Here is a 12196-nt window from a genome sequence, read left to right as displayed (position 1 = left end):
CCCCCAGCAGCGCGCAATTCACCCGCGGCGCCATCGCGATCACCCCCTCGCGACCTGCGCGTCCGACGAGGTCACGTCCAGCCTCTTGACAACGATGTCAGCCGGTGGTCCAGTCCTGTCACAACGAGGTTTGGCGAGGAGGTGGACGGCGATGGGATCAACATCCATGGCACTCCGGTCCAGTTGGCGCTCCCACAGCTCCCCGCCGGTGTTTCCGAAGCCCCGCTCGTTGAAGAGCCGCCCTGAAGAGCTGCGCATCCCCTCGGCCGTGACGCTCGTGAAAGGCGCGTCGACCGATGCCTACGCGCTCGCCCTGGTCCGGGGCGTGCTGCGCGAGGCGGGGGTGCGCACCATCCGGCTGGTCGACGAACACACTCCCGTACGCGAGGACCGGCTCGTCGTCCATGTCGGTGGGCACAAGGAGAACTCCGCGACCGCGAGCGCGTTGCGCGCGATGGGCGTCCAGGGCGCCGAGACCATGGCCGCCGAAGGGTACGTCCTCGCAGTCGGCGAGGACCGGGACGGCCGCGACCGGATCGTGCTCAGCGGCGCGGACGGCGCCGGTACGTATTACGCCGCGCAGACGCTGCGTCAACTGGTGCACGGCTCCCGGCTGCACGGCCCCCGGCTGCACGGCGTAGTGATCCGCGACTGGCCGTCGCTGCGGTGGCGAGGAGTGGTCGAGGGCTTCTACGGGCCGCCGTGGTCGCATCAGCAGCGCCTCGCCGATCTCGACTGGTTCGGCAGGCACAAGCTGAACTCCTATGTGTACACACCGAAGGACGACCCGTATCTGCGGGCGGAGTGGCGGGAGCCCTACCCGGCGGACGAACTCGGCCGGATCGGCGAGCTGGTGCGGCGGGCCCGGGCGAACCATGTCCAGTTCGGCTATGTCCTCTCCCCCGGCCTGTCGGTCTGCTACTCGAAGCCGTCCGAGGCCGGTGCGCTGACAGCCAAGTTCGAGACGCTGTGGAAGCAGGGCGTACGCAGCTTCGTCATCGCCTTCGACGACATCGACTACCAGCGGTGGAACTGCGACGAGGACCGGGCGGAGTTCGGCACGGGACCCGCGGCCGCCGCCCGCGCCCAGGCGCAGCTGATCAACACCGTGCAGGCGGCGTTCATCGACGCGCATCCCGAAGCCGAGCCGCTGCAGATGGTGCCGACCGAGTACTGGGGAACCGCCCGGACCGACTACACCCGCAGCCTCGCCCAGGAGCTCCATCCCGGGGTCGTCGTCCAGTGGACCGGCGCGGACGTCATCGCACCCAAGATCACTCGCGCCGATGTGGCCGCCGCCCGCGAGGCGTTCGGCCATCCCGTGCTGCTCCGGGACAACTACCCGGTCAACGACTGTGTGCAGGGCCGGCTGCTGCTCGGCCCGTTCACGGGGCGCGAGTCCGGGCTCGGTAAGTCGGCGCTCGGGCTGACCGCCAGTCCGATGCCGCAGGCCCAGGCGTCCAAGATCTCGCTGTTCGGCGTCGCCGACTACGCCTGGAACGACACCGCGTACGACCCCGAACGGTCCTGGTCGGCGGGGCTCGACGAGCTGGCGGGCGGGGATGCGCGTACCGCTGATGCCCTGCACACGTTCGCCGGCGTCCAGCGTTCCTCCCGGATCGACCCACGGCCCGCGCCCGAACTCACCGCGCAGATCGCGGAGTTCCGGAGCACCGGCAGGGCAGGGCCGCTGCACCGCGCCCTGAGCGACATGCACGACGCGCCGGGAATGCTCCGGGACCGGCTTTCCGACCCCGTGTTCCTCGCCGAGACCGGGCCGTGGCTGGCTGCCACCGAGGCCTGGGGGCGGGCAGCGCTCGTCGCGCTCGACATGCTGACCGCCCAGCGCACGGGCCGCGGCGCCGACGCCTGGGCGGCACGTCAACAGCTGCCGGGGCTCGTCGAGCGCGCGAAGTCGTTCACCTGGACGGGGCTCGACCCGAACCGCAAGGTGCCGGTCGAACTCGACCCCGTTCTGGAGGAGTTCGTCCGGCAGGTGCTGGGGGAGACCGCCCGCCGACTCGGTCTTGCGCAGCTTTCCCCGGTCAGGTTCGAGGTCCATCCGGTCACGGGGAGCGGCTCGTGACCGGGCCGTTGACAGGCTTTGCACGGCCATGACATCTTTCCCGAGCCCGGTCAGACAACGTTGTCAACAAGAGGTGCGCGCACATGCGACGGACAGCCGGTTGGATACGTACGAGAGCGGCACGGCTGGTGGTCGTCGCCCTGCTGGCCGGCGGTCTGACCGGCCCGGCCGCCGGGGCGGCCGGCGCCGCGCCCGCGGCCGACGCGACCGACCTGGTCAACCCCTTTGTCGGCACACAGAACTTCGGCAACACCTTCCCCGGCGCGAGTGCCCCCTTCGGCATGGTCCAGGTCAGTCCCGACACCGGCGGCCAGGGCGGCTACGACTATCAGCAGAACAAGATCCACGGCTTCAGCCAGACCCACCTCTCCGGCGTCGGCTGCGGCGTCGCGGGTGAGCTGCCGATGATGCCGACCACCGGCGCGGTCGACCGGGTGAACCCCGACGACTACCGCTCGGAGTACTCGCACGACGACGAGAAGGCCGAACCCGGCTACTACCGGGTGGGCCTGAAGACGTACGGCATCGACGCGGAGCTCACCGCGACGCAGCGCACCGGCTGGCAGCGCTACACCTTCCCGTCCACCGGCGCCGCCAACGTCCTGTTCAACACCGGCAAGGCCAACCAGAAGGTCTACGACTCCGAGGTGCACGTCGTCGGCGACCGCACCGTCGAGGGCCGGGTGCACGCGGGCAACTTCTGCGCCGGAAAGGACGACCACACCGTCTACTTCACGGCCACCTTCGACCGGCCCTTCAAAACCCATGGCACGTGGCGCGGTTCGACCCCCGAGCCCGGCAGCCGCGACGCCGCGGGCGATGGCGGCAACGGCGCCTGGGTGACCTTCGACGCCGGCACCGACAAGGACGTCGTGGTGAAGGTCGGCCTGTCCTACACGGGTGTGGAAGGGGCTCGGAGGAACCTGGCGGCGGAGACGAAGGATTCGTACGACTTCGACGCCACCCGTGCGGCCCTGCACCGCACGTGGCAGGAGCAGCTCGGCTCGATCCGGATCGGCGGGGGTTCGCAGGACCGGCAGAGCGCCTTCTACACCGCGCTCTACCACGCGCAGCTGCACCCGAACGTGGCAGGTGACGTCGACGGCCGCTACGTGGGCTTCGACCGCAAGCCTCATACGGCCGAGGGCTTCACGCCGTACCAGAACCTCTCCCTGTGGGACACCTACCGGCCACAGAACCAGCTCCTGGAACTCCTGGAGCCCGGCGTCGCCCGCGATGTCGCACTGTCCGTCGTCGCCATCGGCAGGGACGGCGGCTGGCTGCCCCGCTGGGCGCTCGCCAACAGCGAGACCAACATCATGACCGGTGACCCGGTGACTCCGTTTCTCGTCGAGGCCTGGTCGAAGGGTCTGCTCGCCGGGCACGAGGAAGAGGCGTACGCGCTGCTGAAGAAGAACGCCACCAGCACCCCACCCGCGGACTCCCCGTACAACGGCCGCTCGGGCGTGGACTTCTACAGCGAGCGCGGCTACATCCCCTCGGGTCTCGGCCTGGGTGAGGACTGCGCCGACAAGGGCGGCGACAACGACTGCAACCACCCGGCGTCGGCCACCCTGGAGTACGCGGCCGCCGACGCCTCGCTGGCCCTGATGGCCGAGGGGCTCGGTCATCGGGCGGACGCCAGGATGCTCGCCGCGCGCGGTCAGTGGTACCGCAACCTGTGGGACTCCTCGATCGGCCAGTTCCGCCCCCGTACGACGCAGGGCACCTGGATGACGCCGTACGACCCGGTCGAGGCGGGCCACCAGTTCCACGAGGGCGGCGCCCACCAGTACCAGTGGCTGGTGCCCCAGGACCCGGCCGGTCTTGTCGGTCTGATGGGTGGCAGGAAGGCCGCCGAGAAGCGGCTCGATTCCTTCTTCGTCCACGACAAGCTGCTCACGGACCCCGCGGGCACCGCGCGCAAGGACTGGATCTCCCAGCCGTACGACTACTACGGCAAGCCCACCTACAACCCCAACAACGAGCCCGACCTGCACGCCCCGTACATGTATCTGTGGGCAGGCGCACCCGCGAAGACCGCGACCGTCACCCGGGCGGCGATGACGCTCTTCACCAACGGCCCGGACGGCATGACCGGCAACGACGATCTGGGCACGATGTCGGCCTGGTACGTCTTCTCGTCGCTCGGTCTGTATCCGACGATGAGCGGCGCGGACTTCCTGGCCCTGTCCAGCCCGCAGTTCGAGTCGGCGACCATCCGGATCGGGCAGTACGGCCGCAAGCAGGGCGGCACGCTGAACATCACCGCCCCCGGGGCGAGCGACGAGCGGCGCTATGTCCAGTCGGTGGCCCTCAACGGCAAGAACGTAAGCGCCACTTGGCTGGACTGGGAGGCGATCGCGCACGGCGGGCGGCTGGCCCACCGGCTCGGGACCGCACCGTCCGCGTGGGGCACGGACAAGAGTGCCGAGCCGCCGTCCGTCAACGCGGCGGCCGGAGCCGACCGGCGCCGACACCTCGACGCGTCGCTGCGCACCGCCTCGGACGCCGTGCCGACGAGCGACGCCGCACAGACCGCTCATCTCGCGGTGGACGTCCTGGCCCAGTCTCCGGGCGATGTGCGGGTGTCCGTCGCGGCGAAGGCTCCCGCCGGGTGGGCCGTGAAGGCACCCTCGTCCGTCACATTCAAGTCCCGTCGGCTGCCGGTGCAGACGACGGTCCCGCTCGCGGTGACAGTTCCGGCGGGCACCGCGGTCGGCTCGTACCCGGTCCGGGTGACGGTGGCGGCAGAGGGCATCCCCGCGGTCGTCCGCACGGCCACGGTGGAGGTGAGGGCCGCCGCGAGCTGCGCGGGCAGCGGGAAGGACGAGTGCGCCGTGGACCTGGCGGGTGCCCTGAACCATGACGGCACCGCCACGAAGGACCGGTCCGGGGAAGGCAACTTCGACGGTCAGGGCTGGAGTTACGACGCCGGTCTGCTGCCGAAGGCCGGGGCTGTCACCTGGAACGGCGTCACGTACAACGCGCCCGACCCGGCGGGAACGGCGCCGAACTTCATCGAGGCCCGCGGCCAGGCGCTGCTTCTCCCCGCGGCCGCCCGCTCCACCCTGCATCTGGTAGCCGCCTCCCACAACGGACCGGTGGCCACCACGCTGACCGTCCGCTACACGGACGGCAGCAGCGCGGACGTGCCGCTCACGATCGGCGACTGGGCAGGTTCCACGCCGTCCGGCAGCAGTGTCGTCCTGGACATGCCGCACCGCATCAAGGACGGGCAGGGCATCGACGGCCCCCCGGTACGGCTGTTCGGTGACACGGCGCAGCTCGACAGGGCGAAGACGGTGCGCTCTTTGACGCTGCCGGCCGACCCGCGGGTCGAGGTGTACGCGATCACACTGAGGTGAGGCGCCGCTCCACCGCCCCGCCACATCCGAAGCAACCGACCGACACTTCGAGGTGCATTACATGAGCAGCAGGGCAGCGGGGACGGGGACGACGTCGGCCGGCGGCATCGGCCGCCGCCGGTTCATCGGCGCGGTCGCGGCGGCTGTGGCGAGCGCCGCGGTACCCGCGACCGCACAGGCTCGCCCCCGTGGACAGCGCCCCCTGTTCCTGGGCACCTACACCTCGGTCGCCGGTGGTGGCAGCGGAATCGGTCTCGCCACATACGACGAGGTGACGGGCCGGATCACCGCCACCGGAACCGTCCCGGGCGTCAGCGACCCGTCCTTCCTCGCGCTTCACCCGTCCGCCCGCACTCTGTACGCCGTGAACGAGCAGCAGCAGGGCGGGGTGACCGCCGTCGGACTGTCCCCGGACGGTCACCACAGTGTGCTGGGCACCCGCGACACCGGGGGCGCGGGCCCCTGCCATCTGTCGATACACCCCAGCGGGCGCTGGCTGCTCAGCGCCAACTACCTCTCGGGCAACGTCGCCGTGCACCCCATTGCCGCGTCGGGCGCGCTGGGAGCACGCACGGCACTCGTCACCCACTCCACGCCGCCGCCCGGCCCCGGCCAGGAAGGCCCTCACGCCCACCAGATCGTCACCAGCCCGGACGGCGGGCACGTACTAGCCGTCGATCTCGGCAACGACACCGTCTACACCTACCGGCTCGACACGTCGAGCGGAACCCTCGCCCGCATCTCGTACGCGACGGTCCGGCCGGGCGCGGGACCCCGGCATCTCACCTTCCACCCGTCGGGCCGATTCGCCTACCTCGCCAACGAGGTCGACAACACCGTCGTCGTCTGCGCCTACGATCCCGTCACCGGAAGGCTGACGCCGGGCACTCCGCAGTCGACCGGCACAGGGCCCGGCACGAGCTATCCGGCGCAGCTGGTCGTGACCCGCGGCGGCGGACACGCCTTCCTCGCCAATCGCGGCCACAACAGCCTGACCCGGTACGCGATCGAGGACGGCGGGTCCCGGCTGCGGCTGCTGGGGACCGTGCCGGTCGGCGGCGACTTCCCACGGCACCTCGCCTTTTCCCCGGGCCAGAATCTGCTCTTCGCGGCGAACCAGCGGTCGAGTTCGGTGACGGTCTTCCACGTCGATCACGCCAGTGGTGAACTCCGGCCCGCGGGAAGCCCGTTCAGCTCGCGTGTGGCCGTCTGCGCGCTGTCGCTGTGATCAGCCGCGGTCGGCTGCGAATTCGATCGAGTCGCCCGCAGTGATCTCCGCTCGCACGTTGCGCTGCATCATCCGCAGCGCGGCGTCCGCCGGATCGGCGGCACGATCGTTGCACTCCCACAGGCCGGTCGCCGCTCCACTTTCGGCGTCGGCCCTGGTCGAGGGCCCTAGTCGCCGGGGCCGGGCACCTCACGAGGCTCCAGGGGGCGGGTGGCCGGGCCGTGCAGGACCGATCCGTCCGTGCCGAAGCGGGAGCCGTGGCAGGGGCACTCCCAGACCCGCTCGGCATCGTTGAACTGCACCAGGCAGCCGAGGTGCGTACAACGTGCGGAGAGCGCACTGGTGTATCCCGCCTCGTCGCGGTAGACGGCGCACCGCCGTCCCTCCAGCCGCACGACGGCTCCGCTGCCGGGCGGGATGTCGGTCACCGAGTCGACATGGCTGGTGTGCAGGCGGTCACCGACGAAGTGTTTGGCGACAGCGGTCTGGAACCGGGCGAGTTGGGCTGTCTCACGCACCTGGGGCAGCCTTCGCGGGTCGTAGAGATCGGTCCACGCCGGCCGGCCGCCGCCCGCGATATGGGCAGTGAGCAACCGGCCTGCCATCACGCCGTTGCTCATACCCCAGCCGCCGAAGCCCGTGGCCACATACACGTGCTGTGTCCCCGGATGGGCGTGTCCGACGTACGGCAGATGGTCGCTCGAGTCGTTGTCCTGCGCCGCCCACCGATACGTCATGTCCGCGTCGGCGAAGCCCGGCAGGCGCTGCCGCGCCCAGGCGTCGAGGCGCGCGAACCGTTCCCTCACTTCGCCGGCTCCCGGCTCGAACGACTCCCCGGTGACGATCAGCAGCCGCCGCGCCTCGTCGTAGGGCGCGCTGCGCACGGACCGCACCGTGTCCTCCGGGCTGAAGTACATGCCGGTGGGGGCGGCTTCGGTCGGCACCGGTGCCGCGACCACCAGTTCGCGTCGGGGCTTGAGCCGGGTGAAGAGCATCGTGTGGTCGAAGACTGGATAGTGCGTCGCGATGACCGCGTCGCGCGCCTCGACCGACGCCCCGTTCTCGGTGGTCAAGCGGCAGCGGCTGCCGTCGTGGAGTCCGGTGACGCGGGTGCGCTCATGGATGCGGCCTCCCGCGTCCGTGATCCGCTCGGCCAGAGCCAGCAGGAACTTCCGCGGGTGGAACTGGAGTTGCCCCTCCACGCGCACCGCGGCGGCCACCGGGAAGGACAGTTCCGTCTCGGTCACGTACGACGCGTCGAGTCCTGCCCGCCGGGCGGCCTCCGCCTCGGCCTTGATCTCGTCCGCTCGCCGCGGATCCTCCACGTACGTGTGGGCGGGGGCGCGCTCCAGGTCGGCGTCGATGCCGAGTTCGGCGCAGAGGGCGGCTGTCCGGTCGACCGCGTCCTGCTGCGAGAGCGCGTACAGCGCGGCGTCGGCGCCGTGCTTCGCCTCCAGCCGCGCATAGCCCAGACCGTGCAGGGCGGTGAGCTTGGCCGTGGTGTAGCCGGTCACGCCTGCGGCGATCCGGTCGGCCTCCAGGACGACGACGTCCAGGCCTGCCCGGACCAGGTCCCAGGCGGTGCACAGTCCGGCGATACCCGCTCCGATGACCGCCACGTCCGCGGTCGCGTCCACGCCGAGGGGCGGATAGCCCGTGCTCGGCGTTGTGGTCATCCAGTACGACTCGTCAACAGTCGGGCGCTGTTCAGCCATGGCTCCTCGCCATCCGGGAGTGTCGTCCCCTGTCGTCGTACGGTTGGCGCAGCAGAGCCCCCAGGCCGCCGACCGGGACGTCGTCGTGTCCCTGCGACGGCACCCGGAGTGCCTCAGCACCGGTCACCGCCGCACAGCGGAGCAGCGCGTCGTCCGCGCGGGCCGACGAGGGGTGCGGTTCGCCCAGGTACTGGAGGTCCGCACGGCGTTCCGCCAGCTGCTCGGGCTCGTTGCCCACCCAGACTTCGTGGTGCGCGTCCGACCCCTCGGGCCGTATGAACAGCTCGGCAATCCGGTGCTCGCGTGCCGCGTCGACCAGGGCCGGTATGCCCTCGGCCGTTGCGGCGGGGGCGGCCCGGAAGCGATCCAGCTCCTCCTCGGCGCGCCGGTTCAGATGGTCCTGGCGGGACTGCTCCACATCCTCGTCGAGCAGCCGGGTGGCCGGGCCGTCGGCACGGCCGCCGTGGTCCGTTTCGACGACGCGTGGGCGCAGTGCGATGGGCAGGCGGTTGTGGACGGCACGCCGCTCGCGCAGTCCCCCCGCCAGAACGACCAGGTCGGCACGGCAGTCCTCCTGGTTCGCCGCGATCGCCGCAGCGATCTCGTCGGCGTTGTGGTCCCAGGTGTTCCAGGTGTTCTCCACGCTGCGCCGGTGGTGGCTCGCGGACCAGTGGGAGCTCGTGGTGCGGTGGATGGACCACTGCTTGCCCTGGGCCTGTCCGACGGCCCGGCTGCCCAGTGGGCTGCGCAGCTCCAGGTCCGCTCCCGTGCGATCGATGTACGCGACGAGGCAGACCGGTTCCTGCACAGCGAGGTCCAGCAGCGGGGCGACGCGCGGCAGCGCCGACCAGGAGACGTCGGAGGCGGCCGGCGGGCGATGGGCGAGCGGTGGGTCGAGGACGACCTCGCCGCCCGTGGCGAAGACGGCCCGGCCGGACTCTCCCGGGTAGTGCGGCCGGGTGGTGAGCGCCTCGTACACCGCGCGGCCGGTGGCCTCATCGGCACCTTGTAGGGCCAGCTTCCGGCATACCTCTGTCACCTGGAGCTCACGGCGGGAAGGAGTGGACTCGTCGGTCCAGGTGGTGTCGAGGTGAACGCTGGCCCAGGGACCGGGACGCTCATAGAGAGGCGCGAGAAATGCGAGTTGCATGGATTCCTCCCGGAGTGGCCGGGTACTGCGTTCCTGCGGGTACCCGGAAGGTCATGAGTCACACAGCGCATCCGCCGGAACGGAAAGAGGACAGCCCCCATGTCAGAGTTTGAAAACCCGGGTCAAGGAATCGACCCGACCCGTCTCGACGATCATGATTTGCTGCGCGAGCTCGAAACCATCCACCGGAGTCGGCACGACACGTTGCTGCACGGCTCGCCCGCCGCGCTCAATGCCCACAACATCCGGATGGCCCAGTTGGAGGGCGAGTATCTGCGCCGTCATCCGGAGCGTCCGGTGTCGCCGGGCAGGACGCGGGCCGGTGCCCGCGCCCGGGAGGAGTGAAGGGGGCGGGGAGCCCGTCGGACGAATCCCGTCTGCCGCAGCCGGCCGGTTGCCGAGCCGTCAGCTCTTCGCGAACTCCGCCGTGACCGCCGCGGAGAACGCCTTGAGGTCGGCCGGCTTCCGGCTGGTGATCAGAACGTTCGGACCGGCATCGCAGACCCTCACCTGCTCGTCGACCCACTCGCCTCCCGCGTTGCGGATGTCGGTGCGCAGGCTGGGCCAGGAGGTCAACGTCCGGCCCCGCACCACATCCGCTTCGACGAGCGTCCACGGAGCGTGGCAGATCGCCGCCACCGGCTTGCCCGCCTCGAAGAAGGCCCGTACGAACGCCACCGCCCGCCCGTCCATGCGCAGCGCGTCGGGATTGGCCAATCCGCCGGGCAGCACGAGGCCGCCGTACTCGTCCACGTCGGCGTCGGCGTCGGCGACCGTCAGGTCGACCGGGAAGGTGTCCGCCTTGTCGAGGTGCTTGAAGGCCTGCACCCGGCCCGGCTTGGTCGAGATCAGCCGGGGCGTGTCTCCGGTGTCGGTGACCGCCTCCCACGGCTCGGTGAGTTCAATCTGCTCCACTCCTTCGGGTGCCGTCAGAAATGCGACCAACATGCGATCACCCCTCATTGTTCGGGTTGGCCAGGCTGATCTCGGCGAGCGCCGAGTCCGGGTTCTCGGAGACAGCGAGATCTCCGATGCTGACCACGCCGACCGGACGGCCGTCCTCCACCACAGGCAGCCTGCGTACCGCACGGCTGCGCATCAGTCTGGCCGCGGCGGCGATCCCGTCGTTGGGGCTGACGCACACCGGGTCGCGCGTGCACACCGAGCCGGCGCTGACGGTCAGCGGGTCGTTGCCGTCCGCGATCACCCGCACCGCGATGTCACGGTCGGTGATGACTCCGACCAGCCGGTCACCGTCGGCGACCAGTACGTCTCCGATGTCCTGGGCGCGCATCAGTCGGGCCGCTTCGACCAGCGAAGCGTCGGGCCGTACCGCCACCACTCCGAACGTCATGACTTCCCTCACGAACTGTGCCATGGCTGCTCGCCCGCTCTCCCTGACTTTTCGGCGCTCTTCGGTCGGAGACTGTGAGACCCCGCCTGAAGTACCCCGGGCACGCCGCCCCATGCCTCCGAAAACAACAGAAGGTCTGAAGGCTCCGGGTCCGAAGGCTCCAGGTTTGAAGGCTCCGGGTCCGGGGACTCGATGAACCGGCCGAGCGGCCATGGGATGAAGTACAGAGCCTCGGGCGCGGACGGCGGTCCGCGCCCGAGGCGTATGCGTCAGCTTCAGGCCCCGATCGGGTGGGGCGGCTATCTGCTCTCCGCCGATCTCTGGAGCCGCATGCTGCAGAACTGGCAGTCCGAGCGGCGCGCCGGGCCGTCCGTTTCCGTCGACGGCTGCGGGGCACCCGCCCACGACACAGCACGACACAAGGAGAAGAGCGGCATGACTGTTATGAAGAGCACTCTTCCCGAACCTGCACGTCAGGTCATTGGGGACGCGCTTCAGGGCACGCTCGTCGATCTGCTGGGGCTCTCGCTCATGGCCAAGCAGGCGCACTGGAACATCGTGGGCCCGCGCTTCCGCAGCATCCACCTCCAGCTCGACGAAGTGGTCGCCGCGGCACGCTCCTACGCGGACACCGTCGCGGAGCGCGCGGCGGCACTGGGCATCTCCCCGGACGGGCGCGTCGAGACGGTCGCCGAGACCGGTTCGGTGGCCGATCCCAAGGAGGGCTGGCTGCAGGACACCGAAGTCGTGTCCCTGCTGGTCGAGACGTTGGAGGAAACGGTCGTACGGCTGCGAGATCGGATCGCCGCGACGGAGAAGTCCGACCTGGTGACACAGGACCTGCTGATCCAGATCACGGCATCGCTGGAGAAGCAGCGCTGGATGTTCCAGGCGGAGAACTCGCCGCTCTGACGAAGGTCAGCAGCGACAGCACTCTGTCCTCAGCCCTTGAGGAAGGCGATCAGGTCCTTGGTGAAGGCCTGCTCGTAGTCGCCGGTCAGGCCGTGCGGTGCGCCCGGGTAGACCTTGAGGGTGGCGTCCTTGACCAACTGTGCGGACTTGCGGGCGGAGGCGCCGATGGGGACGATCTGGTCGTCGTCGCCGTGCGCGATGAGGGTGGGGACGTCGATGCGCTTGAGGTCCTCGGTGAAGTCGGTCTCCGAGAACTGCTTGATGCAGTCGTACGCGGCCTTCGACCCGGCCTGCATGCTCATCAGCCAGAACGCGTCGCGGGTGCCTTGCGAGACGGTGGAGCCGGGCCGGTTGGCGCCGAAGAAGGCCTCGCTCAGCGTCCG

The 12196-nt window shown here is 70.3% G+C and carries 10 protein-coding genes and 1 pseudogene; 6 read left to right on the top strand and 5 right to left on the bottom strand.

What is annotated here, in order from left to right; all coding sequences use genetic code 11:
- The first annotated feature begins 94 nt into the window (after positions 1-94).
- The 3 genes from ACZ3H8_RS27100 to ACZ3H8_RS27090 all read left to right on the top strand — a co-directional run bounded on the left by ACZ3H8_RS27100 (position 95) and on the right by ACZ3H8_RS27090 (position 6682).
- The gene (locus tag ACZ3H8_RS27100; RefSeq protein WP_467406728.1) at positions 95-2086 is read left to right on the top strand and encodes a beta-N-acetylglucosaminidase domain-containing protein; all 1992 of its coding nucleotides are present in this window, start codon (positions 95-97) and stop codon (positions 2084-2086) included.
- 83 nt (positions 2087-2169) lie between these two features.
- A complete protein-coding gene (locus tag ACZ3H8_RS27095) occupies positions 2170-5454 on the top strand; it encodes a GH92 family glycosyl hydrolase (protein WP_467406180.1) in 3285 nt (1094 codons plus the stop codon).
- 61 nt (positions 5455-5515) lie between these two features.
- Positions 5516-6682, top strand: a complete 1167-nt coding sequence (locus ACZ3H8_RS27090) for a lactonase family protein (RefSeq protein WP_467406179.1) — start codon at positions 5516-5518, stop codon at positions 6680-6682.
- Positions 6683-6849: 167 nt separating this feature from the next.
- On the opposite strand, the gene ACZ3H8_RS27085 is transcribed toward ACZ3H8_RS27090, so the two are convergent.
- Complete coding sequence (locus tag ACZ3H8_RS27085) at positions 6850-8397, bottom strand: FAD-dependent oxidoreductase (RefSeq protein ID WP_467406176.1); 1548 nt, start codon at positions 8395-8397, stop codon at positions 6850-6852.
- Positions 8390-9547 (bottom strand): baeRF2 domain-containing protein, encoded by a 1158-nt coding sequence (locus ACZ3H8_RS27080; RefSeq protein WP_467406174.1) that lies wholly within the window; start codon positions 9545-9547, stop codon positions 8390-8392. The genes ACZ3H8_RS27085 and ACZ3H8_RS27080 overlap by 8 nt, the downstream gene beginning before the upstream one ends.
- 99 nt (positions 9548-9646) lie before the next feature.
- Here ACZ3H8_RS27080 and ACZ3H8_RS27075 point away from each other — a divergent pair, with 99 nt between their 5' ends.
- Positions 9647-9892, top strand: a complete 246-nt coding sequence (locus ACZ3H8_RS27075) for a DUF6158 family protein (protein WP_307666087.1) — start codon at positions 9647-9649, stop codon at positions 9890-9892.
- Positions 9893-9952: 60 nt separating this feature from the next.
- On the opposite strand, the gene ACZ3H8_RS27070 is transcribed toward ACZ3H8_RS27075, so the two are convergent.
- Both ACZ3H8_RS27070 and ACZ3H8_RS27065 read right to left on the bottom strand, forming a co-directional pair.
- Positions 9953-10495, bottom strand: coding sequence for a type 1 glutamine amidotransferase domain-containing protein (locus ACZ3H8_RS27070; RefSeq protein WP_467406171.1), 543 nt, complete (start codon positions 10493-10495; stop codon positions 9953-9955).
- A 4-nt stretch (positions 10496-10499) separates the two neighbouring features.
- Positions 10500-10925 (bottom strand): CBS domain-containing protein, encoded by a 426-nt coding sequence (locus ACZ3H8_RS27065; RefSeq protein WP_467406169.1) that lies wholly within the window; start codon positions 10923-10925, stop codon positions 10500-10502.
- A gap of 168 nt (positions 10926-11093) precedes the next feature.
- Between ACZ3H8_RS27065 and ACZ3H8_RS27060 the strand changes: the two are divergent.
- A pseudogene (locus tag ACZ3H8_RS27060) lies at positions 11094-11252 on the top strand (DUF6766 family protein); the annotation flags it as partial.
- 84 nt (positions 11253-11336) lie between these two features.
- Entirely contained in the window at positions 11337-11813 is a 477-nt protein-coding gene (locus ACZ3H8_RS27055; protein WP_467406726.1) for a Dps family protein, read from the top strand.
- Positions 11814-11842: 29 nt separating this feature from the next.
- On the opposite strand, the gene ACZ3H8_RS27050 is transcribed toward ACZ3H8_RS27055, so the two are convergent.
- A partial coding sequence (locus ACZ3H8_RS27050) for an alpha/beta fold hydrolase (RefSeq protein WP_467406167.1) occupies positions 11843-12196 on the bottom strand: 354 nt, incomplete at its 5' end.

The sequence above is a fragment of the Streptomyces sp. NPDC002868 genome (genome assembly GCF_055563295.1).
This window is presented reverse-complemented; position numbering and strand designations above follow the sequence as displayed.